Genomic DNA, 25,843 nt, shown 5'->3' with positions numbered 1-25,843 from the left:
TGGGAGTATTAAACGCACTATTGGGGATTATTCAACGAATACTGAATGTCACTCTACGAACACTGCCCGGCCAGGTTACGGAGGGGCCCGAGATAGGTAAGGTCCTAAGTAGTCGCCCTCGACTGGGAAGGAGGTGACGGGGCGTGGCAGCTCGCGATGATGCTGAGGCTCGAGCCGCGCAGCGCGAACGGGAGGTCGCTGATCTTTCAACACAGGTCTCCTTCCTCCAGGAGGAGATCACCGCGCTGAGGCGGAAGCTGGCCGAGTCACCCCGTCAGGCCAGAGTCCTCGAAGAGCGTCTCCATGAGGCACAGGCGAATCTCGCGGCCGTGACAGGCCAGAACGAACGCCTGGTGGCAACCCTCAAGGAGGCCAGGGACCAGATCGTCGCCCTCAAGGAGGAGGTCGACCGGCTGGCGCAGCCGCCATCCGGCTTCGGCACCTTCCTCGAGGCCAGAGAAGACGGCACGATCGAGGTGTTCACCGGAGGGCGCAAGCTCCGCGTGAACGTCAGCCCGGCCGTCGACGTCGACTCGCTGCGGCGTGGCCAGGAGGTCATGCTCAACGAGGCGCTCAACGTGGTCGAAGCCCTCGGCTACGAAGAGGTCGGCGAGATCGTGATGCTCAAAGAACTGCTCGACGAGGGCAAGCGAGCCCTGGTCATCTCGCACGCCGACGAGGAGCGCGTCGTGCGGCTGGCCGAGTCGCTGGTCGGCCAGCCCATCAGGGCCGGCGACTCGCTGCTGCTCGAACCTCGTTCCGGCTACGTCTACGAGCGCATACCCAAGTCCGAAGTCGAAGAGCTGGTGCTCGAAGAGGTCCCCGACATCTCCTACGAGGAGATCGGCGGCCTCATGCGGCAGATCGAGCAGATCAGGGACGCCATCGAGCTGCCCTACCTGCACGCCGACCTGTTCCGCGAGCACAAGCTCCGTCCCCCCAAGGGCGTGCTGCTGTACGGCCCGCCCGGATGCGGCAAGACGCTCATCGCCAAGGCCGTCGCCAACTCCCTGGCCAAGCAGGTCGCGGAGAAGACCGGCCAGTCCGGCAAGAGCTTCTTCCTCAACATCAAGGGCCCGGAGCTGCTCAACAAGTACGTCGGTGAGACCGAGCGGCACATCCGCCTGGTCTTCCAGCGGGCCCGCGAGAAGGCCTCCGAGGGCACCCCGGTGATCGTGTTCTTCGACGAGATGGACTCGATCTTCCGCACCCGAGGCTCCGGCGTCTCCTCCGACGTGGAGAACACCATCGTCCCTCAGCTGCTGTCGGAGATCGACGGCGTCGAGGGCCTGGAGAACGTCATCGTCATCGGCGCCTCCAACCGCGAGGACATGATCGACCCGGCGATCCTGCGGCCCGGCCGCCTGGACGTCAAGATCAAGATCGAGCGGCCGGACGCCGAGGCGGCCAAGGACATCTTCTCGAAGTACCTCGTCCCCGATCTGCCCCTGCACCCCGACGACCTGGCGGAGCACTCCGGCTCCCGCGAGGCCACCATCCAGGGGATGATCCAGAGCGTCGTCGAGCGGATGTACACCGAGAGCGAAGAGAACCGCTTCCTCGAGGTCACCTACGCCAACGGTGACAAGGAAGTCCTCTACTTCAAGGACTTCAACTCCGGCGCGATGATCCAGAACATCGTCGACCGGGGCAAGAAGATGGCCATCAAGCAGTTCCTCGAAAGCGGCCAGAAGGGCCTGCGGGTGCAACACCTGCTCACGGCCTGCGTGGACGAGTTCTCCGAGAACGAGGACCTGCCCAACACCACCAACCCCGACGACTGGGCCCGCATCTCCGGCAAGAAGGGCGAGCGGATCGTCTACATCCGCACGCTGGTCTCCGGCAAGCAGGGCACCGAAGCCGGCCGGTCCATCGACACCGTCGCCAACACCGGCCAATACCTGTAACGAACCCTGGCACGACAGGGCCGAGGCGCACCCCGCGCCCCGGCCCTGTCGCCGTTCCGGCCCCGCACACCCGCCCCGCCGCCCGCCGTTCCGGCCCCGCACACCCCCGCCGCCCCGGCCCCCGACGCCTTCCCCGGGAGCCCTGCCGGACCCCGCCGCCCGGCGCGAGCGTCCCGGCGCGAGCGTCCCGGAGGAGGATCGTCCCGCTCCGGAGGGAAAGGCGAGGAACGTTCCACCCGCCCGCCGGCCCGGCGCGCGGCGACACGGCCGATACGCATGCACGCCACCCCGAACAGGCGCACACTGGCCCTGTGACCACGCTCAAACGAGTAGACGTGCACGTCGAAGGCATCGTCCAGGGGGTCGGCTTCCGGCCCTTCGTCTACTCGCTCGCCAACCGCCTGGGCCTGGCCGGCCGGGTGCACAACGACGTCAACGGCGTGCACATCGAAGTCGAAGGAGCCCACTCCGGCGTCGAGGAGTTCCTCACCGCGCTCGAACGCGACGCGCCCGCCCTGTCCGAGATCGAGCGCGTCACCGTCGTCAGCGCCGAACCCGCCGGGCACAGCGGCTTCACCATCGCCGCCAGCGACCCCGCCGGGCCGCGCCGCGTCCTCGTCGCGGCCGACACCGCCACCTGCGAGGACTGCCTGGGCGAGCTCGCCGACCCCGCCGACCGGCGCCACCGCTACCCGTTCATCAACTGCACCAACTGCGGCCCCCGCTTCACCATCGTGCGCGGCGTCCCCTACGACCGGCTGCTCACCACCATGGCCGCCTTCGGCCTGTGCGCCGACTGCTCCCGCGAATACCACGACCCCGGCGACCGCCGCTTCCACGCCCAGCCCACCTGCTGCCCCGCCTGCGGCCCCCGGCTGCGGCTGCGCGACGCCCGCGGCACCGAGCTGTGCGGCGACCCCATCGCCGGCGCCGCCACCCTGCTGCGCGCCGGCCGCATCGTCGCCGTCAAGGGCCTGGGCGGCTACCACCTGGCCGTCGCCGCCTCCGACGAGCACGCCGCCGCCACCCTGCGCGCCCGCAAGCACCGAGAGGACAAACCGTTCGCCGTCATGGCCGCCGACCTCGCCCAGGCCCGCCGGCTCTGCGACGTCGACGAGGCCGCCGCCGCGCTGCTCACCAGCCGCGCCCGGCCCATCGCGCTGCTGCCCCGCCGCCCCGGCGCCCCCGTCGCGCCCTCCGTCGCGCCCGGCAACCGCAGCCTCGGCCTCATGCTGCCCTACACCGCGCTGCACCACCTCCTGCTCGCCGAACTCGCCGCACCCATGGTCCTGACCAGCGGCAACGTCTCGGACGAGCCCATCGCGTACGAGGACGACGACGCCCTGACCCGCCTCGGCGGCATCGCCGACGCCTTCCTCACCCACGACCGCCCCATCCACACCCGCACCGACGACTCCGTCATCAGGCCCGGCTCCGGCGAGGTCACCGTGCTGCGCCGGGCCCGCGGCTACGCCCCCGAACCGCTCGCCCTGCGCCGCCCCGCGCCCCGGCCCGTCCTCGCCTGCGGCGCCGACCTGAAGAACACCTTCTGCCTTCTGCAAGGACGGCGCGCCTTCGTCTCCCACCACATCGGCGACCTGGACGACCACGACACCCTGCGCACCTACGTCGAAGGCATCGACCACTACTGCGGCCTGTTCGACATCCGCCCTGAGATCGTCGCCCACGACCTGCACCCCGGCTACCTGTCCACCCGGCACGCCCTGGAGATCCCCGGCGTCGAACACGTCGCCGTCCAGCACCACCACGCCCACATCGCCTCCTGCCTGGCCGACAACGGCGACCAGGGCCCCGTGATCGGCGTCGCCTTCGACGGGCACGGCCACGGCACCGACGGCACCCTCTGGGGCGGCGAGTTCCTCCACGCCGACCTGCTCACCTTCCGCCGCCTCGGCCACCTCGCCCACGTCCCCATGCCCGGCGGCGCCGCCGCGATCAGGCAGCCCTGGCGCATGGCCGCCGCCTACCTGCGCGACGACCACCCCGGCCTCGACGTGGCCGCGCGCAACGCCGGACACTGGGCCGCCGCGGTCGCGCTCGCCGCCGCCGGCGCGCCCCTCACCTCCAGCGCCGGACGCCTCTTCGACGCCGTCGCGGCGCTGCTCGGCGTACGCGACAAGATCACGTACGAGGGGCAGGCGGCCATCGAGCTCGAACAGCGCGCCGACCCGTCCGAGACCGGCGTCTACCCCGCCACCGTCACCACCGGCGGCCCGCTCGTCGTCGAGGGCGCCGACCTCGTCCGCGCCGCCGCCGCCGACCTGACCGCCGGCGTCGACCCCGCCGTCATCGCCGGCCGCTTCCACAACGGCGTCGCCGCCGCCATCACCCGCGCCTGCGTCGCCATCCGGCAGGACACCGGGCTCACCGCGGTCGCGCTGTCGGGCGGCGTCTTCCAGAACGCGCTGCTGCTCGGCCGCACCGTCGAACGGCTGCGCGCGGCCGGGTTCCGGGTGCTCAGACACGTCCGCGTGCCGCCCGGCGACGGCGGCATCAGCCTCGGCCAGGCCGCCGTCGCCGCCGCCCGCGACACGTGAACGACCCGCCCCCCGCCGGCCGGGCAAGCGGGTCGCGCGTGCCGGATCCCCGGACGCGGGCCCGGCCGTGCCTAGCATGACGATCATGGAGTACCTCAACCCGGCCAGGTCGCCGTACACCGCACACGACCGCGCGCTCATCGGCGCCGGGCACGCTCGCCAGGCCCGCGCCCGCTTCGCCCGCCACCCCCGCTACCGGCCCACCCCCGTCCACGTCGTCGAAGGGCTCGCCGGGACGCGCGCCGCGTACGTCAAGGACGAGAGCGGCCGCATGGGGCTGGGCAGCTTCAAGGCCCTCGGCGGCGCGTACGCCGTGCACCTGCTCGCCGAACGCGACCCCGGCGGGCCGCCCTTCGTCTGCGCCAGCGCCGGCAACCACGGCATCTCCGTCGCCTCCGGCGCCGCCGAGGCCGGCGTGCCCTGCGTCGTCTACCTCAGCGAGAACGTCCCCGAGGCGTTCGCGCGGCGGCTGCGCGCCCTCGGCGCCGGCGTGCGCCGCGCGGGAGGCGACTACGAGGAGAGCGCCGCCGCCGCCCTGGCCGCCGCCCGCGAGCACGGCTGGCGGCTCGTCGCCGACAGCTCCTGGGAGGGCTACACCGACGTCCCCCTGGACGTCATGCGCGGCTACGGCGTCCTGTTCGACGAACTCGCCGACCCCGGCGCCCTGCCGCCCCCAGAAAGCCCCACAGCCCCGCAGAAACCCGCCCCTGACGGCGAGCCCGGCGGGACCGGGAGCGCGCCGCCGTTCACGCACGTGTTCGTCCAGGCGGGCGTCGGCGGGCTGGCCGCCGCCGCGGCCGGATACGTCCGCGACCGGTGGGGCGAGCAGCCCAGGATCGTCGTCGTCGAACCCGCCGGCGCGCCCTGCCTCGTCGAGAGCGCCCGCGCCGGCCGCCCCGTCCGCGTCGAAGGCGGCCGCACCACCCTCGGCAGGCTCGACTGCCGCGAACCCTCCCTCCTGGCCCACGACCTCCTCCACCACCTCGCCGACCTCTACGTCACCATCACCGACGACCAGGCCGCCGACGCCGCCCGCAGGCTCGCCGCCCACGGCGCCGCCCTGTCCGGCTGCGGCGCCGCCGGAGCCGCGGGGCTGCTCGCCCTCGGCCCCGCCGCCCGCCGGGCCCTCGCCCTCGACGACACCTCACGCGTGTTGCTCGTGGGAACCGAGGGACCGGTGGAACCAGAGTGATCACTGTGACGTCTAAGGGCCGTGCAACGACCCAACCGGCCCAGACACGCCCGAGGAGACGGCCGGTTGGCCGAGCTCGACCTGCTGCGCTTCCTCGCCGCCCTCGCCGTCGTCGCCTTCCACTACCTGGTCGCCTACGCCTCGGTCTGGGGAGATCGCCCCGCCGAGCTCTTCCCCGCCCTCGCGCCGATCGCCGGCCTCGGCATCCTCGGCGTCGAGCTGTTCTTCATCATCAGCGGCTTCGTCATCCTCATGAGCGTCTGGGGCCGCGGACTCGGCGCCTTCGCCCGCTCCCGGCTCGTCCGCCTCTACCCCGCGTACTGGCTCAGCCTGGCCGCCATCGCCGCCGTCTACGGCCTCACCGGCGCCAAGGCGCTCGACCCAAAACTTTCCCCAGGCGAATACCTGCTGAACGCCACCATGTTCCAGCGGCTGTTCAAAGTCACCGACGCCAGCGGCGTCTACTGGTCGCTCTGGGCCGAGCTCCGCTTCTACCTGCTGATCTCCATCCTCGTGATCGTCGGCGTCACCTACGCCCGCGTGCTGATCTTCTGCGGCGTCTGGCTCGCCGCCGTCGTCGGCGCCCAGCTCCTCGGCAACGCCACCGTCAACGAGATCGTCATGCCCGGCTACGCCCCCTACTTCATCGCCGGCATGGCCCTGTACCTCATCCACAAGCACGGCAGCGCCTGGCTCCCCTGGCTCTACGTCGCCGCCGGCTACGGCCTGTCCATCGGCTCCGCCCTCGACCGCGTGCACCGCCGCATCGACCTGGCCGGGTTCAAGAACATGCCCGTCACCGACCTCAGCGTGATCATCACGATCACCCTCATCTACCTCGTGACGGCCCTCGTCGCCCTCGGCGCGCTCCGCCTCAAACCCTCCAGGACGCTCACCGCGCTCGGCGGCACCACATACCCGCTTTACCTGTTCCATAGCGTCATCGCGGTGGCCCTCATCCCGCTGCTCACCGGCGACCTGCCCCCCTGGGCCGTCGCCACGATCACGACCCTGGCGGCGATCCTCGTGTCGTATCTGGTCTACTCCTTTGCCGAACGCCCCATCCAGCGGCTACTCAAGCCCCGCAGACGCACACAAACCCCATCAGCTCCCGCCGTACAGATGGAAAAGACGTCGGTGCCATAACTCTGTGGCCCCGGGGCACTGTGAAGGGCATAGGCTCGGGCATATAAACGGCGGATAGACAGACCCGGACGAACAGAGGGTGTTGCATGACGGTGCGTCGGGTGATGGGCATCGAGACCGAGTACGGCATCTCCGTACCCGGCCAGCCAGGCGCGAACGCGATGGTGACCTCCTCACAGGTCGTGAACGCATACCTGGCCGCCTCGGCGGCACGCGCGCGCAGAGCACGATGGGACTTCGAGGAGGAGAACCCGCTCCGCGACGCGCGCGGGTTCGACCTGGCCAGAGAGGTGGCCGACCCCACCCAGCTCACCGACGAGGACCTCGGCCTGGCCAACGTCATCCTCACCAACGGAGCCAGGCTCTACGTCGACCACGCCCATCCCGAATACAGCGCGCCCGAGTGCACCAACCCCCGGGCAGCGGTCATCTGGGACAAAGCCGGCGAGAGAGTGATGTACGACGCCGCCACCCGCGCGTCCGCCATCCCCTCCAACGCCCCCATCCAGCTCTACAAGAACAACACCGACGCCAAAGGCGCCTCCTACGGCTGCCACGAGAACTACCTGATGCGGCGCGCCACCCCCTTCGCCGACATCGTCAGGCACCTCACCCCCTTCTTCGTCTCCCGCCAGGTCGTCACCGGCGCCGGCAAGGTCGGCATCGGCCAGGACTCCCGCGGCGAAGGCTTCCAGATCAGCCAGCGCGCCGACTTCTTCGAAGTCGAGGTCGGCCTCGAGACCACGCTCAAGCGGCCCATCATCAACACCCGCGACGAGCCCCACGCCGACCCCGAGAAATACCGCCGCCTGCACGTCATCATCGGCGACGCCAACATGTCCGAGATCTCCACCTACCTCAAACTCGGCTCCACGGCGCTCGTCCTCGCCATGATCGAAGAAGGGTTCCTCACCCGCGACCTCGCCGTCGAGAACCCCGTGCAAGCCCTGCGGGCCGTCTCCCACGACCCCACCTGCCGCTACGAGATCGCCATGCGCGACGGCCGCAAGCTCACCGCCGTCCAGCTCCAGATGGAATACCTCGAACAGGCCCGCAAATACGTCGAAGAACGCGGCACCGCCCAGGACGAGATGAACAAGGACGTTCTCGACCGCTGGGAGTCCGTGCTCACCCGCCTCGCCGAAGACCCCATGCAACTGGCCCGCGAGCTCGACTGGGTCGCCAAACTCGAACTCCTCGAGGGCTACCGCAGCCGCGACGGCCTCGCCTGGTCCCACCCCCGGCTCCAGCTCGTCGACCTGCAATACTCCGACATCCGCCCCGACCGCGGCCTCTACAACCGCCTCGTCGCCCGCGGACGCATGCAACGCCTCGTCACCGAGGAAGAGGTCCAGCGCGCCGTCGAGAACCCGCCCACCGACACCCGCGCCTACTTCCGCGGCCGCTGCCTGAGCCAGTACAGCGAATCGGTCGCCGCCGCGTCCTGGGACTCCGTGATCTTCGACATCCCCGGCAGGGAGTCACTCCAGCGGGTCCCCACGCTCGAACCGCTGCGCGGCACCAAGGCCCACGTCGGCGAGCTCTTCGACCGCTGCCACACCGCAGCCGACCTCGTCGCCGCCCTCACCGGCGGCGAATGAGCCACCCGCGCTGAGCCGTCCGGGCTGAGCCGCCCCGGGCCGGGGCGCCCGTGGTCAGCCGGCTGCCGAACGTCCGTGCCGAGCCGGCGGGCCGGTGGCCGCGGGCTGCGCGCGGCGGAGCCGGACCGGCCGCGTGACCGTCACAACAGGCCGATCCCCAGCGTCAGCGTGCCCGCCGCCAGGCACACTCCGCCCGCCACCGCCAGCCAGATCAGCTTGTTCGGCCGCGTGTCCGACGGGCGCGCCACCGACAGGAAGAAACCCAGCGGCATCAGGATCGGGGCCGCCACGAGCGACGCCCTCGTGACTGCCTGCCACCCCTCCGGCAGGCCCGACCGGTCCACGTACAGCAGGGCGACCAGCGCGAACAGCACCAGCACGCCCGCATGCGCGTGCCCCGCCCGCCACAGGCTCCGGCGCACCGGGTTGTCCCGGTAGCCCGGCACGTTCCTCATCAGGAACGTCAGCAGCGAGACGCCGCCGAAGGCGATCGTCGGGACTGTGATGAGGAGCACACCGGCCGTGCTCAGCGACAAAGGGGACATCTGAACCTCCTGTGCGGACGGGGCTTCATTATTGGATAGGACAGCTATCCAGTCAACCGGGCAAGATCGCTGGGCGTTCGGCGCGAAATGTCGGCTCGTTCGGGGAAGATATGCGTAGAGGCAGTCCCCCAAGCGGAGGTAGGACATGGCAACGAAGGACACCGGCGGCCAGAAGCAGGCCGGACGGCGCGAGAGCGAAGTCGAGGAGACCGAGGCCTCGGCGGCGCCCGACGTCCAGGAGCGCCAGGAGAAGCTCACGGACGATGTCGACGCAATTCTGGACGAAATCGACGAAGTTCTCGAAGAGAACGCAGAGGAATTTGTCAGGTCGTACGTCCAGAAGGGCGGACAATGAGGGATAAATCGGACATTTGCTAAGAGGAGAGGGATAGCGGAGGCGGCCGGAGAGGGGAAGCGGTGTCCGGACTGCGGGGAGGTGAAAGACGTCTCGGAGTTCGGGCGCAACAAGCGCATGGCCGATGGGCTGGCGCGTTACTGCAAGGGCTGCTTTCGGCGGCGCTCCACGCAGAGGTACCGCAAGCGCATGGAACAGCAGGGCAGAACAGTGCGCGAGCGCATTGTGGCGCCCGAGGGGCACAAATACTGTCCCCGGGTGTGCTTGCGTCAAGCCGGTCGCGGAATTCGGAAACAACAGGTCGCAGAAGGATGGACTCGCCGACTGCTGCAAGCCGTGTCACAACCAGGTGATGCGGGAAAACCGCATCCAGAATCACGGCAGCACGCGGACTATCATCTGAAGCGGCGTTACGGCATCACAGAGGACGACTTCGCGCGCATGCTCGCCCGTCAGGGCGGGCTCTGCGCCATCTGCCAGGTCGTTCCCGGCACGTTCGTCGATCACTGTCACCGGACGGGCGCGGTCCGGGGCGTTCTCTGTTTCAACTGCAACAACGGGCTGGGGCACTTCGGTGACAACACGGTCCTGCTGGAGCTGGCCGCGCTCTATCTGGGTGGCGAGGTGCTCTGGCCGGAGTTCGTGGTGTTGCCGGGCCGGGCCCGTGACGCGCCGGTGGCGCGGACGCGGAATTATCATCTGGCGCGGCGTTATCGGGTGCGGCACGAGGACGTGGAGCGGATGATCTCGGCTCAGCATGGTTTGTGCGTGGTGTGCTGGGATCGGCCGCCCGAGCACGTCGACCATTGTCATGAGTCGGGAGAGGTGCGGTTCGCGTTGTGCCTGCCGTGCAATACCGGGATCGGGCAGTTCCGGGATGACGCGGGGGTGGTGTGGCGGGCGCTTTCTTATGTGGAGGCGGCCGCGGGGGAGGATGACGACGACGTGGTGGTCTCGGATGAGGAGCTGGCGGAGCTGATCCGGGCCGAGGAGGAGTCGCGTTCGGAGTTCTATCGGAGTGTCACCAGGGTCGGGTGATCGTTCCGGGTGATTCCGGGGGTTCGTGGTGCCTGGCGGGGTTCAGGTCTTGGGCATGGTGTATTCGACGGCCACGCCGAGGAGGCGGACGGGGCGGGTGAGGTCGTGGCGGTCGAGGAGGTTCAGGGCCGTGCGGGCGACCGTGGCGGGGTCGGTGGTGGGGGCGTCGAGTCTGGCCTGCCGGGTGCGGGTGAGGAACGGCGTGGTGCGGACTTTCACGGAGACGCGGGCGATGTCGCGGCAGGCTTCGGCGGCGTCGCGGGCGACGTGTTCGGCGAGGCCGGTGATGTGGCGGGCGATGGCGTCGCGGTCGGTGAGGTCGTGCCGGAAGGTGGTCTCGCGGCTGTGGCCGCGGGCGATCCAGGGGGTGGTGACGACTTCGGCTTCGCCTTTGCCGAGGGCGAGGTAGCGGTACCAGGGGCCGTTGGTGGGGCCGAAGTGGCGGGCCAGCTCGGCGGGGTCGGCGGCGGCGAGCTGGGCGACGGTGTGCAGGCCGAGTGCGGCGAGCTTCTTGGAGATCTTGGCGCCGATGCCCCAGAGCGCGTCGGTGGGGCGGTCGTTCATGGTCTGGGCCCAGTTGTCGCTGGTGAGGCGGTGGATTCCGGCGGGTTTGGCGAGGCCTGAGGCGAGTTTGGCCTGGTGTTTGTTGTCGCCGATGCCGATGGAGCAGTCGAGGTGGGTGCGGGTGCGTACGGCGTGCTGCAGGTCGGCGGCGAGGGCTTCGGGGTCGTCGGTGGTGGCGCCGAGGAAGGCTTCGTCCCAGCCCCAGACTTCGACGCGGACGGGGAACTCGTTCAGGACGGCCATGACGCGGGCTGAGGCGGCCTCGTAGGCGGGCGGGTCGCTGGGGAGGAAGACGGCGTCGGGGCAGCGCCGGTGGGCGGTGCGCAGGGGCATGCCGGAGTGGATGCCGTGGGCGCGGGCTTCGTAGGTGGCGGTGGCGGCGACGGTGCGGGGCTGGGTGGGGTCGCCGGAGCCGCCGACGACGACGGGTCTGCCGCGGAGTTCGGGGTGGCGCAGGAGTTCGACCGCTGCGATGAACTGGTCGAGGTCCACGTGGAGGATCCAGTCCCTGGCGGCCATGGTGTCCAGTATGGCGGGTCAGCCGATGGCGGTGTGGAGGGTGTGGTCGCGGTAGAGGAGGGCGCGGCGGGGGACGGCCCAGGCGGGGGTGCCGAGGGCTGGTTCGGCGCCTTCGGGGACGACGGCCTGGATGAGGGTGGCGGGGGTTTCGAGGGTGGCGGGGGTTTCGAGGGTGACGAGGGTGTGGGTGCCGAGGTTCTCCAGGACGGAGACAGCGCCGGGGAAGGCGTCGGGTCTGTGGGTGGTGGTGAGGTCGAGGTATTCGGGGCGTACGCCGTAGGTGAGGTGGTCGTCGGGGGTGAGGGGGGTCCGGCCGCCGGAGGGCGGGGGGAGGGGGAGCGTGGCGCCGGCGACGTGGAGGGCGGTGGCGGTGAGGCGGGCGGGGAGGAGGTTCATGGGGGTGGAGCCGATGAAGGAGGCGACGAAGGTGGTGGCGGGGCGGTGGAAGATGTCGGCGGGGGTGCCGATCTGGATCATGCGGCCGGTGGACATGACGGCGATGCGGTCGGCGAGGGCGAGGGCTTCGGCCTGGTCGTGGGTGACGAAGACGGTGGTGACGGCGAGTTCGCGCTGGAGTCGTTTGAGGAAGGTGCGGGCTTCGAGGCGGAGGCGGGCGTCGAGGTTGGAGAGGGGTTCGTCGAAGAGGAAGGCGGCGGGGTGGCAGGCGATGGCGCGGGCGAGGGCGACGCGTTGCTGCTGGCCGCCGGAGAGTTCGGCGGGCCGGCGGTGGAGGAGGTCGGTGAGGCTGAGGCGGGCGGCGACGTCGGCGGCTTTGGCGGCGCGGCGGGCGCGGGGGACCTTCTTGATCCGCAGGGGGTAGGCGATGTTGGCGGCGACGTCCATGTGGGGGAAGATCGCGTAGTCCTGGAAGACCATGGCGACGTCGCGCCGGCCCGGGGGGAGTGCGGTGACGTCGGTGTCGTTGATGTGGACGCGGCCGCGGGTGGGGGTCTCCAGTCCGGCGACGGTGCGCAGGAGGGTGGTCTTGCCGCAGCCGGAGGGGCCGAGGAGGGCGAAGAACTCGCCGTCGGCGATGGTGAGGGTGATGTCGTCGAGGGCGTGGACCCCGCCGGGGAAGATCTTGGTGAGGCGGTGCAGGGTGATCACCGTTTGATCCCTCCGTGGAAGCCGTGGCGCCGGGAGACGGGCGGGTCCATCGCGACGGCGGGCAGGGTGCGCCTCGGGGAGCGGGCGGGGATGAGGTCGAGCCTGGGTGCGGCGGGTTCGGCGGCGTCAGCCGGCGATGTTGGCCGCGCCACCGACGAGTTCCTCGAGTTCGCCGCGGTAGGCGGCGGCGGCCCGGTCGGGGCTCTCGCCGCTGACGACGGCGGCGGTCGCCTCCTGCAGCGCGGTGGACACCTGCGGGTAGACGGCCAGGCCGGGCCGGTAGGCGGTGAGGGGGAGCACCTCGTCGGCGATGTACTTGAGCATGGGGTCGACGGTGAGGACCTGGTCGTTGACGTCGGTGCGGGCGCTGATGCGGGTCTGGCCGGCGAGCTGGGCCTTGGTGGCGTCGGCCGAGTGCATGAAGGCGAGCAGCTCCCAGGCGAGCCGGGGGTGCTTGGAGAAGGGGTTCAGGACGCGTACGGCGCCGCCTGACATGCTGACGAAGTCCTGGCCGCGGATGCCGGCGCCGGGTTCCCTGGCGGGGATCTTGGCGTAGCCGACGGCTTCGTTGCGGTCTTTCATGGGGGCGACGCCGGTGCGGGGTTCGACGACGGCGCGCCAGAAGTAGTCGCTCTCGGCGAGGATGCCGATCTTGCCGGCGGCGAACTGGGTGAAGGACTTGTCGCGGCCTTTGGCCTCCTGCTGGAGCTTGGGGTCGCCGAGGCCGCCGCCGCCGTAGATCTGGCGGTAGAAGGTGAGCACGTCCTTCATGGCCTGGGAGTCGCCGGTCCATTTGCCGCCGGCGTAGATCTCGGCTCCGGCGCCGGCGAGGAGGGGCAGCACGCCCTGCATGGTGGTGGCCTCGCCCATGGCGGTGCCGGCGTTGATCTGGATGGGGGTGGGCACTCCGGCGGCTTTGAGCTTGCCGCCGGCGTCGATGATCTCCTGCCAGCTGGTGGGCTGCCAGGTCTCGGGCAGGCCGGCCTTCTTGAACAGGGTCTTGTTGTAGAACAGGACGCGGCCGTCGGTGCCCTGGGGCAGGCCGTACTTCTTGCCGTCGAAGACGCCCAGGCCCTGGACGGCCTGGGGGATCTGGGCCCAGCCCTCCCATGTGTCGACGGCGGGGCCGCCGACGTCGGTGAGGGGTTTGACGTAGCCGGCCTGGGCGAACTCGCCGACCCAGATGCCGTCGACGTCGATGACGTCGGCGCCGGTCCTGGACTTGAGGTCGAGGGAGATCCTGGTCTTGTACTGCTCGTCGTCGACGCCGCTGGGCCGGAAGAGCACCTTGACGCCGGGGTGGGTCTTCTCGAACTCGGGGATCACCCATTGCTTGATCCATTGGGCGGTCTCGGAGTTCTTACCGCCTTCGATGGCGTTGGCCGCGATGGTGAGGCCGATGCCGCCGTCGTCGGCGCCGCCGCCGGTGCCGCAGGAGGTGAGGGCGAGCAGGGCGATGGCCCCGATCAGGGCGGGCCTGCGGGGGAGTCGCGCGGGGAGTCGCATGGCCGGCCTCCCGTTCGGGACGTGCAGACACATCGACCATCGCATGGGTGGTGGCGGGCGTAAAGGAATGACTTGCGCACGGCCCGCGAACCTGGCCTGTGAGTACGGTCCTCCGGGCGCCGCCCGTTGCACCGCGGCCCTTTGAACGGGGCTGTCTACCGCGGCAGCGGCTATTGGTGGCATTTCTGGCGCTTGGGTCGAGGGTGGTTCGCCGTGAGCTGATCGTGGGAAGTGCAGACAGCAACCCAACATGAGTAGGGTCGCCCTAGGAACACTGAACGTTTGGAGGGAGTCGCGTGGCATCGCACAGGGATCTGCCCGCCGGCTTGGTGAACCAGATTTTCCATAACACCGGAAGTTCCTCGTTCACGGAGTTCGTCAGCTCGTACGCGCCTGACTTGTTGCCACGGCGGGACGAGGTGCTGGCCACCCCGATCGGCGACCAGGTTCCGCACGCGACCACGATCGTGGCCGCCACCTTCGCCGGGGGCGTGGTCATGGCGGGCGACCGGCGGGCGACGTCGGGCAACATCATCTCGCAGCGTGACGTGGAGAAGGTGTTCCGCGCCGACGACTACTCGTGCATGGGCATCGCGGGCACGGCCAGCACGGGCCTGGAGTTCGCCCGCCTCTACCGGGTCGAGCTGGAGCACTACGAGAAGGTCGAGGGCCGGTCGATGTCGGTCCAGGGCAAGGCCAACCGGCTGGCGACCATGATCAGGGGCAACCTGGGCATGGCGATGCAGGGGCTGGTGGTGGTGCCGCTGTTCGCCGCCTATGACCCGGACAAGGATGAGGGGCGCATCTTCAGCTACGACGTGGCGGGCGGGCCTTATGAGCGGGAGAGGTTCGACGCGATCGGGTCGGGTTCGATCTTCGCGCGCGGGTCGCTGAAGAAGCTCTATCGCGACGGCGCGTCGGCCGACGACATGGCGATGACGCTGATCCAGGCGCTCTATGACGCGGCCGACGACGACTCGGCGACCGGCGGGCCCGACGTGACCAGGAAGATCTGGCCCATCGTGTCGGTGATCGACGCTGACGGTTTCCGCCGCCTGACCGAGGAGCAGGTCTCGGGATACGTGCAGCAGATGCTCGACGCCCGCATGATCTCGCCCGACGGCCCCATCGCCCCGCTGCGCTAGAAAGGACCACCACACGTGTCCATGCCTTTCGGATATGCGTCCCCCGAGCAGATCATGCGGGACAAGGCCGACTACGCGCGTAAGGGCATCGCGCGGGGCCGGTCCGTCGTCGTGCTGCAGTACGTGGACGGCATCCTGTTCGTCGCGCCCAACCCGTCGCGGGCGCTGCACAAGATCAGCGAGATCTACGACCGCATCGGGTTCGCGGCCGTGGGCCGCTACAACGAGTTCGAGGAGCTGCGCCTCGGCGGCATCCGCTACGCCGACATCAACGGCTACACCTACGACCGCTCCGACGTGACCGGCCGTGGCCTGGCCAACCTCTACGCCTCCAACCTCGGCCGCATCTTCACCGAGTCGATCAAGTCGCTGGAGGTGGAGGTCGTGGTCGCCGAGGTGGGCGACACCCGGGAGGGCGACGCCATCTACCGGCTGACCTTCGACGGGTCGGTCTTCGACGAGCACGGCTTCGCGGCCATGGGCGGCCAGGCCGAGGCGGTGTCGGGCCGGCTGAAGGAGCGTTACCGCGAGTCGATGTCGCTGGCCGACGCGCTGGAGGTGGCGCTGACGGCGCTGACCGAGCCGGGCGGGGAGCGGCCGCCGGTGGGGCAGCTTGAGGTGGCGGTGCTCGACCGCAACCGGGAGCACCGCAAGTTCCTCCGGCTGACCGGGGCGCGGCTGGAGCGGCTGCTCGCCCAGACCACGACCCCGCCCGCCGCCACGCCCCCGTCGTCCGGCGACGCAGGCGAAGCGGGCGGCACGGGAGGCACCGAGGGTGCCGGGGGCTCGGGTGGCGCCGGGGGCCCGGCCGCCTCCGGCGGCTCTGCGGGGTCCGGCGGCGCGCTGCCGCCCACCGGGCCCGAGGGCGACGTGGACGACGGCTCGTCGCCGCTGTAGGGGCGCGCACAGGGGCTTTTCGGCGGGGACCGCTCACCGGGTGGTCCCCGCCGCCGTTTCCCACCTCTCCCGCCCCAGCCGGAGGTTTCCCGCGCCCGGGCGATCGGCGGCACCGGTCGCGGGGCGGCGGTCGCGGGGTGGAGGTGGTGATCGGCGCGGGTGGTCAGGCGGGGCGGGAGAGTGCCGCGGATGTGACCTGTTTCACTCTGCCGTGCCCGAACTCCTTCCGGTGACCGAGGATCTTAAGATCCGTGAACACCTCCCTGCGTGGCCTTCTCGCGGCGGGCGCCGCGGCGGCCGTGATGCTCGGCTCCGGCGTGGCCGCCGAAGCCGCCACCGCCTATCCCAAGTACAAGGCGCCGAAGATCTTCGGCACCACCTTCCAGCCGGACCCGAAGCACGACTTCACCAAGCGCATCCACTCCCGCCGCAACGGCATCCTGCGTGGCCAGATCACGTACGTGCGCGGCGGCGTGGCCGAGTACGAGCCGATCCGGTGGAAGAAGGGCACCCACACCGAGGGCCGGTTCGTGGGCCCGCCGGAGGGTGACGTCATGGCCTACGCCTCGCCCATCGCCAAGGACGTGGTCTACCTGTCCGCGTACGGGTGCAAGTCCACGCCCACGGAGCTCACCGTCAGCCGCAAGACGGGCCTGGGCGCCAAGCGCTGCTCCAGGGAGACGCTGATCAAGCGGCACGGCCGTCACGGGCAGGCGTCGCTCATCACCGTTCACCAGGGGAAAATCGTCCAGGTTCAGGAGATCTACACCCCCTGACGCGACGCCGCGGGACCCGCGCCCCGTGGGGGCGGGCGCGGGGGACGAAGCGGGCATACGGGCACCCGGTGGGAAAACACCCGGGAAGATCCCTCCCGCTCGCCGATCCGTGGGCATAGTGTGAGGTGATGGATCGTCGCATCTTCGGGCTGGAGAACGAGTACGGTGTGACCTGCACGTTCCGGGGCCAGCGCAGGCTGTCCCCCGACGAGGTCGCGCGCTACCTGTTCCGGCGGGTCGTGTCCTGGGGCCGATCGAGCAACGTCTTCCTCCGCAACGGCGCACGTCTCTATCTCGACGTGGGCAGCCATCCTGAATACGCAACACCCGAATGTGACAACGTCATCGAACTCGTCACCCACGACAAGGCGGGCGAGCGCATCCTTGAGGGCCTGCTCGTGGACGCCGAGAAGCGGCTGCGCGAAGAGGGCATCGCGGGTGACATCTATCTGTTCAAGAACAACACCGACTCGGCCGGCAACTCCTACGGCTGCCACGAGAACTACCTCGTCGGCAGGCACGGGGAGTTCGGCCGGCTGGCGGACGTGTTGATCCCGTTCCTGGTGACCCGGCAGATCGTGTGCGGCGCGGGCAAGGTGCTCCAGACGCCGCGCGGCGCCGTCTACTGCGTCTCCCAGCGGGCCGAGCACATCTGGGAGGGCGTCTCCAGCGCCACCACCCGGTCCCGGCCGATCATCAACACCCGGGACGAGCCGCACGCCGACGCCGAGCGCTTCCGTCGCCTGCACGTCATCGTGGGCGACTCCAACATGAGCGAGACCACCATGCTGCTCAAGGTCGGCGCCACCGACCTGGTGCTGCGCATGATCGAGTCGGGCACCGTGATGCGCGACCTGTCGCTGGAGAACCCGATCCGGGCCATCCGCGAGGTCTCCCACGACATGACCGGCAGGCGCCGGGTCCGGCTGGCCAACGGGCGCGAGGCCTCCAGCCTGGAGATCCAGCAGGAATACCTGACCAAGGCGAAGGACTTCGTCGACCGCCGCGGCGGCGACGCCATCGCCCACCGGGTGCTGGAGCTGTGGGAGCGCACCCTGCGGGCGGTCGACACCGGCAACGGCGCAAGTACGACCTGCCGCTGTCCTCGCCCCGGGTGGCCCAGCTCGACCTGGCCTACCACGACGTGCACCGCAGGCGCGGCCTGTACTACCTGCTGCAGAAGCGCGGCTCGGTGGAGCGGGTGGCGTCCGACCTGAAGATCTTCGAGGCCAAGTCGGTGCCGCCGCAGACGACTTCACCGTCGACTGGGTGCATCTGAAGCTGAACGACCAGGCGCAGCGCACGGTGCTGTGCAAGGACCCGTTCCGCAGCGTGGACGAGAGGGTGGACAAGCTGATCGCCGGCATGTGACCCCGGCCCGTGGGCCGGTCTGCGGGCCGGTCTGCGGGCCCGGCATGTGAGATGCGGTGGCTCGGTCGCGGGAGGTGTCCGCCGAACCGAAAGGCGCCGGGCCGGGCCGGGTGGTGTCAGGTGCGTCGTGGCCGGGGCGAAAGGTGCTGGTCGGGGCGGGTTGCGGGGAACGTGGGCGTGCGTTTACCTCGGCCCTACCGCCGGGTCGGGTAAGGTGACGCGAATCTGACGTCTTTTCCGAGGGAACTCCATGCGCCGCGCTCTGGCCGTACTGGCCGCCGTGCCCTTGATCTTGTTCGCCGCCGCGTGCGGCTCCGATGACGGCGCCGACACCGGCACCGCCGCCTCCGGCGGGTCGTCCGGAGTCAAGGTCACCGGGAACGTGGGCGCCAAGCCCACGGTGACCTTCCCCTCCGGCTCCCCGGCGACGAAGTCGTCCTACGAGGTGATCCAGCCGGGCACCGGCGGCGACGTCAAGGCCGGCGACCGGGTGATCGTCAACCTGACCGTCTACAACTGGGACGGCAAGGGCAACGCCGCCCAGGGCTCGTCCTACGACACCAAGACCCCGGAGACGATCGCGCTCAACCAGCAGATCCCGCAGGTGCTGCAGGAGGGCCTGACCAAGGTCAAGCAGGGCGGGCGGCTGCTGGCCGTGCTGGCCAACGACACCCTCCCGCAGGGGCAGGCGGCCACGCCGGCGGCCGAGCCGACGAAGGTGTTCGTGTTCGACGTGGTCGGCACCCTGCCGAAGGCCGCCTCCGGCAAGGAGACCGGCGAGACGATCAAGGGTGTCAAGGTGGACAACCCGGGCGGCGACAAGGCGCCCACGCTGACCACGAAGACCGACGAGAAGGCGCCCAAGGAGCTCGTCGTCAAGACGCTCATCCAGGGCAGCGGCGCGAAGGTGGCGGCCGACCAGACGCTCTCGGTCCACTACACGGGCAAGATCTGGGGCACCGACAAGCAGTTCGACTCGAGCTGGGACCGGGGCGAGCCGGCCGAGTTCCCGCTCGGCCAGGTGATCCAGGGCTGGCAGAAGGGCCTGGTCGGCATCCCGGTCGGCAGCCGCGTGGTGATGAGCATCCCGCCGGACCTCGGCTACGGCAAGCAGGACCAGCAGGGCATCCCGGGCAACAGCACGCTGGTGTTCGTGATCGACGTCCTGAACGCGAGGTGAGCACATCCCGTCCCGCGTCCCGCCGAGGTGGGGTGAGCGCACCTCGTTCCGCTGGCGTGGGGTGAGCGCACCCCATCCCTCCGACGTGGGGTGAGCGCATTCCGTCCCGCGGCCCGCTGAGGTGAGCGGGCTGGTGGGGGCGTGATCGCTGACGCGTGCGGTCGCAGGGCGGTAGCATCGCCAGGCCCGGTGGCACGACGCCGCCGGGCCGCTCCGCGTTGGGAGGACCGATGCGCCGCCATGTCGCCACCCTGCTGCTGCTCGCGCCCCTGCTGCTGGCCGGTTGCACGGAGAGCGAAGCCGGGCGGGCACTGGACCTGAAGGTGGGCGGCCCGTTCGGCGCCCGGCCGACGGTCGTCTTCCCCGACGGGAAACCGGCCGCCGGGCTGCAGGTGGACGAGCTGGCCGCGGGCAAGGGCGAGCCGCTGGCGGCCGACGACGTGGCGATCGTCCAGTACACCGCGCACGTGTGGGACGGCGTGGGCAACCGCCTGGTCGACTCCAGCTTCAACAGGGGCGCCCCGGCGGCGTTCCCGATGGGGGAGCTGCTGCCGGGGCTGGAACGGGCGTTGACGGGCCGCAGGGTGGGCAGCAGGGTCATCGCCGCCATCCCGCCCGCCGACGGGTTCGGCGCCAACCCGCCGCGGGGCGTCGGCGCGGGTGAGGAGCTGTTCTACGTCGTCGACATCCTCGGCGCCCACCACAAGGGCGCCTCCGTCGAGGCGGGCGGCGGCACGCTGGCGGGGGTGCGGGTCGGCGGCGGGGCCAGGCCCGAGCTGACCGTGCCCGCGGGCGCGCCGCCCGTCCGGTTCCAGGTCAAGGTGCTGGCCAGGGGCGACGGGCGCAGGACGCGGGCGGGGCAGCTCGTGGTCACCCAGTACGAGGCCGCCGTCTGGCGGCGGCGCGGCGTCTTCGAGCGGACCTGGGAGACCGGCGGGCCCAAGGCGTTCAAGCTCGGCGACGGCACCATGATCAAGGCGTGGGACCGGGCGCTGACCGGGGTGCCGACGGGCAGCCGGGTGCTGATGATCGTGCCGCCCGCCTACGGGTACGGCTCTGCCGGCCATCCCGCGTACGGCATCAAGGGCTCCGACACGCTCGTCTTCGTCGTGGACCTGATCGCCGCCTACTGATCGCGGCGTTCGTCTGAGGCAGGATGAGGGCATGATCCGCGCATTCATCGTCATGGGGTCCGCGTTAGCCGTTCTGTCCGGCCTCGCGCCCGCCGCGAGCGCCGCCCCTGCCGTCCCCTCCGCCGTCCTCGCCGTCCCCTCCACCGTCCCCGTCGCCGCAGGAGCCGCCTCGGTCGCGGGAGCCGTCCCCGCCGGGGGAGCGGCCACAGGGGGAGCGGCCACAGGGGGAGCGGCCACAGGGGGAGCGGCCGCCGGGGTGAGCGCCAACCCGCCCTTCTGCAAGGGCGTCAAGCCGTGCGTCTTCGGCGGGGACGCCGGGGTCACGTGGGTGCACGCCTCCGCCTCCTCCGCCGCCAAGGCCCGCAAGGCGGCCGCGCGGCTGCAGCGCAACGCCAAGGCCGTGCACCGCCGGTACGGTGCGCCCGAGTGGGTCGACATCCACGTGATCAGGAAGGGGAAGTGCTGGCGCAGGTACGGCTCCGACTCGGGCGAGCCCAGCCGCGCCTGCACGTACAAGCACGTCGAGCGGAAGCTTTCGTAGACTCCCGCTGTGAGTAGCGACGACCTCGAGGCGCTGGCCCTGTTGCACGACCCCGTCCGCCGCAGCCTGTACGACGTCGTCGCCTCCAGCGGCGGCGACGTCGGGCGCGGGGAGGCCGCCGAGGCCGCGGGCGTGTCCAGGACGCTGGCCGGTCACCATCTCGACAAGCTCGTCGAGGCGGGGCTGCTGGAGAGCGGGTTCCGGCGGCAGGAGAAGAAGGGGCCGGGCAGCGGCCGGCCGGCCAAGGTCTACCGCAGGGCCGGGGGCGAGCGGTCGGTGAGCCTGCCGCCGCGCGACTACGTCACCCTCGCCACGGTCCTGGCCGGCGTGGTGGACGAGCTCGGCGCCGAGGAGCGGGCCGAGCGGGCGGCGCGGGCGGCGGGCGCCAGGATGGCCGGGCGGCACCGGGGCGATCCGGTCGAGCGGGTGCTGAGCGAGCGCGGCTACGAGCCGTACGCCGAGGACGGGCGGTTGCGGCTGCGCAACTGCCCCTTCCACCTGCTGGCCGAGGACCAGCCGCTGCTGGTGTGCTCCATGAACCTGGCGCTGTGCCAGGGGCTGCTGGAGGGGCTGGGCGACGACCCGGGGAGGGCGGCGCTGGATCCGCGGCCGGGGGAGTGCTGCGTCTCCCTGGAACGGGCGGAGGCCGCGACCGACCCAGGAGCGACCGACCCAGGAGCGACCGGCCCAGGAGCGACCGGCCCAGGAGCGACCGGCCCAGGAGCGACCGGCCCAGGAGCGGCCCGTCCGGGGGAGGCCGGTCCCGCGGAGGCCGGCCCAGGAGAGGCCGGTCCCGTGGAGGCCGGCCCAGGAGAGGCGGGGCGGGCCGCGGCCGGGCCGGGAGCGGGAGGTTCGCCGTCCTGAGCTGGGCCAGATTTCTAAAACAAACGAATATTGACATAGAAGGCGGGTGATGGTGTGCTGAGTCCCATGCATCTGGCCCAGCTCAACATCGCCCACCTGCGCGCGCCCATCGACAGCTCCGAACTCGCCGACTTCGTCGCCCTGCTCGAACCCATCAACGCCATCGCCGACGAGGCCCCGGGGTTCGTCTGGCGGCTCAAGGAGAGCGAGATCGACCCGACCGCCACCGTGGCGCACGACTACGGCGACCACCTGCTGGTCAACTTCTCGGTGTGGGAGTCGCTGGAGTCGCTGTGGGACTTCGTCTACCGCAGCGCGCACCTGGGCGTGCTGAGGCGGCGCAGGGAGTGGTTCCTGCGCATGGCGGAGCCGTACACGGTGATGTGGTGGGTGCCCGAGGGCACCATCCCGACGCTGGCCGAGGCGATGGAGCGGCTGGAACGCCTCAGGACGTCGGGGCCGGGCCCCGAGGCGTTCACGTTCAAGGACTCCTACACCAGCAGCGAGGCCGCCAGCCTGCCCGCCGCCGCCGAGGCCAGGAAGTAGGGCAGGTCCTCGTCCAGCCCCCGGCCCATCGTCGACAGCCTGACGGGTGACCCCTCCAGCGCCTCGCGCAGGCCGTCCACCGGGACCGGGACGAGCCGGTGCCGTACGGCCAGCAGCTCGGCCTGGTCCCTGACCCGCTCGCCGAACTCGCCGGGCAGCTCCGGCACCGGCACCAGCGCCGGGGACAGCGCGACCCGGCCGTAGGCGGTCAGCGAGTGGTGCGAGACGCCGTAGTGGCGCTCGCGCCGGTCGCCGTCGCTGACCCGCAGCGCCGCCACCGGCCGGCCCAGCAGCACGCCGGCCGCGTTCACCGCCTCGCCCGCGGCCACACCGGAGAAACCCCATTTGGTGCCCGTGCCCAGGTTGCCGGGGCCCTGCGCGACGATCGCCACGTCGGCCTCCAGCACGTGCCTGGCCGCCAGCAGCCCGGTGTGCACGGTGACCGCCTCCAGGTCGCCGCCGAACGACTGCCCCACGGTGACCACGCCGGCCAGCCAGCCGCTCTCCCGCAGCCGGGCCGCCGCCATCGAGAACCAGACCGGCAGCGCCCCGCCGTCCTGCATCACGTACGCCACCCGCGCCGCCCGCCCGCCCGGCGCCGCCCGCAGCCCGCACAGGATCGGGGCCAGCGCCGAGTGCAGGTCGGCCACGATCACCGGCATGCCGTCGAGGGAGTCGGCCTCGCGCAATTTCGCGTGATGCGGGGAGTCCTGCTCGTCGGCGCCCTGCACCGTGGCCTGCAGCGGCGTGTACCTCGCCTTCACCAGGTGCCCGGGCCCGCGCGGATCTTCCGGCAAACGGTTCGGTACGGCCACCACCATGGCGTAACCTCCCGTACCGAGACCCATCGCGAGCGCGGTCGTGTTGAGCAGCACTTCGTCGCCGGGCTCCGGGCGGCCCACCAACGGGGGGTACGCCAGCGCCCGGCACTCCCCCTCGGGGACGGTGACGTCCAGCTCCACCGCTCCCGGCCACTCGCGTCGGATCCGTACAACCTCGCCCTTGCGCCATCTGATCACGGGGGCAGGGTAGCGTCGATGAAGGAGGAGTGAGGCAGATGTCGCGCCGGAAGACAGAACGGTTGCTCAATCTGGTGATCTGCCTGCTCGCCACCAGGCGCCCGCTCTCGGCCGAGCAGATCCGCCAGGCCGTGCCCGGCTACGACCGCGACGGCGACGAGGCGTTCCAGCGCATGTTCGAGCGCGACAAGAACGAGCTGCGCGAGATCGGCATCCCCATCGACGTCGTGCGCGACCCGTGGGAGGACGAGCCGGGCTACCGCATCGAGCGGGAGTCCTACGAGCTGCCGGAGATCACCCTCGAACCCGACGAGGCGGCCGTGCTGGGCCTGGCCGCCCAGGTGTGGCAGCGGGCCAGCCTGGCCGAGGCCGCCTCGGGGGCGCTGCTGAAGCTGCGCGCCGGCGGCGTGGCCACCGACCAGCCCGTCGGCACCGGGGCGCTGGAGCTGCGGGTCGACACCCGCGACCCGGCCTTCCCCGCGCTGTGGGACGCCGTGCGCGACCGGCGCGTGGTCCGCTTCGACTACCGCGGCGCCGGCAGCGAGAGCGTGCGCAGCCGCACCGTCGAGCCGTGGGGCGTGGTGAGCAGGCGCGGCCGCTGGTATCTGGCCGGGTTCGACCGCGACAGGAACGCCCCGCGCGCCTTCCGGCTCAGCCGCATCTCCGGGCAGGTGACCACGGTCGGCCGGGCGGGCGCGGTCGAGGTGCCCCCGGGCGTGGACCTGAAGGCCATGGTGGGCTTCCCCGACGAGCCGGCGGAGGAGCGGGTCGCCGTGGTCCGGGTGCGGCAGGGGGCGTGCGAGGGGCTGCGGCAGCTGGCCAGGGCCGTGCACGCGGGCACCGACGGGTGGGACGAGGCCGAGCTGGCCTTCACCGACCCCGAGCGGCTGGCCGGGTGGATGGCGAGCCTGGGCGCCGACGTCGAGGTCGTCGAGCCGCCGGACGCGCGCGAGGCCGTGATGAGGAGACTGAAGGGGGCCATGGCGTGACCGGACGGGGCGAAGTGACAAGCGGTTGCAGATCGGCAGGACAGGGCGGCGTGACAGGCCGGCGCCGATCGACAGGATGGGGCGAAGTGACGGGCCGGCGCCGATCGGCAGGCCGGGGCGAAGTGACGGCGGCAGCGCCGGCGCGGGCGGCGGGGGAGGGCGCATGAGCGGTTCGGCCGATCGGCTGCCGCGGCTGCTGGCGCTGGTGCCGTACCTGATGTCCCACCCCGGGGCGCAGGTCGGCGAGGTCGCCGCGGTGTTCGGGCTGAGCGAGAAGCAGCTCATCGACGACCTGCAGCTCGTGTGGATGTGCGGGCTGCCCGGTCACACGCCGGGCGACCTGATCGACGTCTCCTGGGACGGCGGCGAGATCATCATCGACAACGCCGACACCATCGCCAGGCCGCTGCGGCTGGGCATCGACGAGGCCAGCGCGCTGCTGGTCGCGCTGCGCATGCTGGCCGCCACCCCCGAGCTGGCCGAGGTGCCGGGCGACGCGCTGCCGCGCGTCATGGCCAAGCTGGAGCGGGCCGCCGGCGACGGCGCGGCCACCGTCAGCAGCCAGGTCGCGGTGGACGTCGACGCCGCCCCCGACGCGCTGCCGCGCGTGCGCGAGGGGCTCACCAGGGGCCGCAGGCTGTCGCTGCGCTACTACGTGCAGGGCCGCGACGAGGTGACGCCGCGCGAGGTCGACCCGATGCGGGTCGTGGTCGTGGACGGCCGCGCCTACCTGGAGGGCTGGTGCTACCGGGCCGAGGCCATGCGGCTGTTCCGGCTGGACCGGGTGCTCGGCGTGGAGGTGCTCGACGTGCCCGCCGACCCGCCGGCCGAGGCCGAGCCCAGAGACGTCGCCGCCGGCGTCTTCCGGCCCTCGCCGACCGACGAGCTGGTCGAGCTGGAGCTGAGCGCGGCGGGGCGGTGGGTGGCCGAGTACTACCCGTGCGAGCAGGTCACCGAGCTGGGCGAGGGGCGGCTGCGGGTGGCGCTGCGGGCCCGCGACGAGGACTGGATCCTGAAGCTGGCGCTGCGCCTGGGCGACACCGGCCGGGTCGTGTCGCCGCCCGACATGGCCGAGACCGTACGCCGGGAGGCCGGGCGCGCCCTGGCCCTGTACGCTCACCAGTCATGACGTGGATCTTCGTGTCCGTAGGGCTGGGCGTGGCCGGGCTGGTCGCGCTCGGCGTCGCCGGTGCCCGGGTCGTGTCCGCGGCACGTAGTCTGAAGAGGGAAATCGCCGTGGCGAAGGCGCAGCTCGAGCCGGGGCGGGTCAGATCGTCGGGCCAAGGGGATGAGACCACGCCCCAGGCAGCGTACGATCGTGGCTGAATCTGGTATTTGCTAGAA

23 protein-coding genes and 1 pseudogene are annotated in these 25,843 nt (G+C 71.3%); 19 read left to right on the top strand and 5 right to left on the bottom strand.

Annotated features, from left to right (window positions below):
- The first annotated feature begins 143 nt into the window (after positions 1 to 143).
- The 5 genes from arc (at position 144) to dop (ending at position 8,404) form a co-directional block, all read left to right on the top strand.
- Complete coding sequence (gene arc, locus IO39_RS25295; protein ID WP_043627928.1) at positions 144 to 1,907, top strand: proteasome ATPase; 1,764 nt, start codon at positions 144 to 146, stop codon at positions 1,905 to 1,907.
- A 311-nt stretch (positions 1,908 to 2,218) separates the two neighbouring features.
- Positions 2,219 to 4,465: a carbamoyltransferase HypF gene (gene hypF, locus IO39_RS25290; protein ID WP_043627926.1), complete on the top strand. Its 2,247-nt coding sequence runs from the start codon at positions 2,219 to 2,221 to the stop codon at positions 4,463 to 4,465.
- Positions 4,466 to 4,550: 85 nt separating this feature from the next.
- Positions 4,551 to 5,657, top strand: a complete 1,107-nt coding sequence (locus IO39_RS25285; protein ID WP_043628294.1) for a pyridoxal-phosphate dependent enzyme — start codon at positions 4,551 to 4,553, stop codon at positions 5,655 to 5,657.
- A gap of 66 nt (positions 5,658 to 5,723) precedes the next feature.
- Complete coding sequence (locus IO39_RS25280) at positions 5,724 to 6,803, top strand: acyltransferase family protein (RefSeq protein WP_245642213.1); 1,080 nt, start codon at positions 5,724 to 5,726, stop codon at positions 6,801 to 6,803.
- An 86-nt stretch (positions 6,804 to 6,889) separates the two neighbouring features.
- The gene (gene dop / locus IO39_RS25275) at positions 6,890 to 8,404 is read left to right on the top strand and encodes a depupylase/deamidase Dop (RefSeq protein ID WP_043627924.1); all 1,515 of its coding nucleotides are present in this window, start codon (positions 6,890 to 6,892) and stop codon (positions 8,402 to 8,404) included.
- A gap of 140 nt (positions 8,405 to 8,544) precedes the next feature.
- On the opposite strand, the gene IO39_RS25270 is transcribed toward dop, so the two are convergent.
- Positions 8,545 to 8,949 (bottom strand): hypothetical protein, encoded by a 405-nt coding sequence (locus IO39_RS25270; RefSeq protein ID WP_043627921.1) that lies wholly within the window; start codon positions 8,947 to 8,949, stop codon positions 8,545 to 8,547.
- Positions 8,950 to 9,094: 145 nt separating this feature from the next.
- On the opposite strand from IO39_RS25270, the gene IO39_RS25265 reads away from it, so the two are divergent.
- Both IO39_RS25265 and IO39_RS52920 read left to right on the top strand, forming a co-directional pair.
- Complete coding sequence (locus IO39_RS25265) at positions 9,095 to 9,304, top strand: ubiquitin-like protein Pup (protein ID WP_043627919.1); 210 nt, start codon at positions 9,095 to 9,097, stop codon at positions 9,302 to 9,304.
- Positions 9,305 to 9,385: 81 nt separating this feature from the next.
- Positions 9,386 to 10,342 carry an endonuclease domain-containing protein gene (locus tag IO39_RS52920; protein WP_084773465.1) on the top strand — a complete coding sequence of 319 codons (957 nt, stop codon included), beginning with the start codon at positions 9,386 to 9,388 and terminating at the stop codon, positions 10,340 to 10,342.
- A 42-nt stretch (positions 10,343 to 10,384) separates the two neighbouring features.
- Here IO39_RS52920 and IO39_RS25250 read toward each other — a convergent pair whose 3' ends face one another.
- From IO39_RS25250 to IO39_RS25240, 3 genes are all read right to left on the bottom strand, one after another.
- Positions 10,385 to 11,425, bottom strand: coding sequence for a DNA polymerase IV (locus tag IO39_RS25250; RefSeq protein ID WP_043627917.1), 1,041 nt, complete (start codon positions 11,423 to 11,425; stop codon positions 10,385 to 10,387).
- 18 nt (positions 11,426 to 11,443) lie between these two features.
- The gene (locus tag IO39_RS59045) at positions 11,444 to 12,532 is read right to left on the bottom strand and encodes an ABC transporter ATP-binding protein (RefSeq protein WP_043627915.1); all 1,089 of its coding nucleotides are present in this window, start codon (positions 12,530 to 12,532) and stop codon (positions 11,444 to 11,446) included.
- Positions 12,533 to 12,658: 126 nt separating this feature from the next.
- Positions 12,659 to 14,038, bottom strand: a complete 1,380-nt coding sequence (locus tag IO39_RS25240) for an extracellular solute-binding protein (protein ID WP_043627913.1) — start codon at positions 14,036 to 14,038, stop codon at positions 12,659 to 12,661.
- Positions 14,039 to 14,334: 296 nt separating this feature from the next.
- Between IO39_RS25240 and prcB the strand changes: the two genes are divergently transcribed.
- The 9 genes and pseudogenes from prcB (at position 14,335) to IO39_RS25195 (ending at position 22,491) form a co-directional block, all read left to right on the top strand.
- The gene (gene prcB, locus IO39_RS25235; RefSeq protein WP_043627911.1) at positions 14,335 to 15,183 is read left to right on the top strand and encodes a proteasome subunit beta; all 849 of its coding nucleotides are present in this window, start codon (positions 14,335 to 14,337) and stop codon (positions 15,181 to 15,183) included.
- Between the two features lie 21 nt (positions 15,184 to 15,204).
- Positions 15,205 to 16,080 carry a proteasome subunit alpha gene (gene prcA / locus IO39_RS25230; protein WP_084773463.1) on the top strand — a complete coding sequence of 292 codons (876 nt, stop codon included), beginning with the start codon at positions 15,205 to 15,207 and terminating at the stop codon, positions 16,078 to 16,080.
- Between the two features lie 251 nt (positions 16,081 to 16,331).
- A complete protein-coding gene (locus tag IO39_RS25225; protein WP_245642211.1) occupies positions 16,332 to 16,856 on the top strand; it encodes a hypothetical protein in 525 nt (174 codons plus the stop codon).
- A gap of 128 nt (positions 16,857 to 16,984) precedes the next feature.
- A pseudogene (gene pafA, locus IO39_RS25220) lies at positions 16,985 to 18,227 on the top strand (Pup--protein ligase).
- 250 nt (positions 18,228 to 18,477) lie between these two features.
- Complete coding sequence (locus IO39_RS25215; protein WP_043627906.1) at positions 18,478 to 19,407, top strand: FKBP-type peptidyl-prolyl cis-trans isomerase; 930 nt, start codon at positions 18,478 to 18,480, stop codon at positions 19,405 to 19,407.
- 230 nt (positions 19,408 to 19,637) lie between these two features.
- Positions 19,638 to 20,540, top strand: coding sequence for an FKBP-type peptidyl-prolyl cis-trans isomerase (locus tag IO39_RS25210; RefSeq protein ID WP_043627903.1), 903 nt, complete (start codon positions 19,638 to 19,640; stop codon positions 20,538 to 20,540).
- A gap of 31 nt (positions 20,541 to 20,571) precedes the next feature.
- Complete coding sequence (locus tag IO39_RS54765; protein ID WP_157548880.1) at positions 20,572 to 21,081, top strand: hypothetical protein; 510 nt, start codon at positions 20,572 to 20,574, stop codon at positions 21,079 to 21,081.
- Positions 21,082 to 21,090: 9 nt separating this feature from the next.
- A complete protein-coding gene (locus IO39_RS25200) occupies positions 21,091 to 21,945 on the top strand; it encodes a helix-turn-helix transcriptional regulator (protein WP_342671443.1) in 855 nt (284 codons plus the stop codon).
- Positions 21,946 to 22,011: 66 nt separating this feature from the next.
- Positions 22,012 to 22,491, top strand: a complete 480-nt coding sequence (locus IO39_RS25195; protein WP_063765336.1) for a DUF3291 domain-containing protein — start codon at positions 22,012 to 22,014, stop codon at positions 22,489 to 22,491.
- Here IO39_RS25195 and IO39_RS25190 read toward each other — a convergent pair.
- On the bottom strand, positions 22,437 to 23,510 hold the full coding sequence (locus IO39_RS25190; protein WP_084773461.1) for a DUF3866 family protein: 1,074 nt from the start codon (positions 23,508 to 23,510) through the stop codon (positions 22,437 to 22,439). The two genes, IO39_RS25195 and IO39_RS25190, sit on opposite strands and share 55 nt — an antisense overlap.
- A gap of 38 nt (positions 23,511 to 23,548) precedes the next feature.
- On the opposite strand from IO39_RS25190, the gene IO39_RS25185 reads away from it, so the two are divergent.
- The 3 genes from IO39_RS25185 (at position 23,549) to IO39_RS25175 (ending at position 25,825) form a co-directional block, all read left to right on the top strand.
- Positions 23,549 to 24,499 (top strand): helix-turn-helix transcriptional regulator, encoded by a 951-nt coding sequence (locus tag IO39_RS25185; RefSeq protein ID WP_043628279.1) that lies wholly within the window; start codon positions 23,549 to 23,551, stop codon positions 24,497 to 24,499.
- 163 nt (positions 24,500 to 24,662) lie between these two features.
- Positions 24,663 to 25,628: a helix-turn-helix transcriptional regulator gene (locus tag IO39_RS25180; protein ID WP_043627897.1), complete on the top strand. Its 966-nt coding sequence runs from the start codon at positions 24,663 to 24,665 to the stop codon at positions 25,626 to 25,628.
- The gene (locus IO39_RS25175; RefSeq protein WP_043627895.1) at positions 25,625 to 25,825 is read left to right on the top strand and encodes a LapA family protein; all 201 of its coding nucleotides are present in this window, start codon (positions 25,625 to 25,627) and stop codon (positions 25,823 to 25,825) included. Before IO39_RS25180 ends, IO39_RS25175 begins: the two co-directional genes overlap by 4 nt.
- Positions 25,826 to 25,843: the final 18 nt, after the last annotated feature.

The organism is Nonomuraea candida, from assembly GCF_000725485.1.
Taxonomy (GTDB): domain Bacteria; phylum Actinomycetota; class Actinomycetes; order Streptosporangiales; family Streptosporangiaceae; genus Nonomuraea; species Nonomuraea candida.
This window is presented reverse-complemented; position numbering and strand designations above follow the sequence as displayed.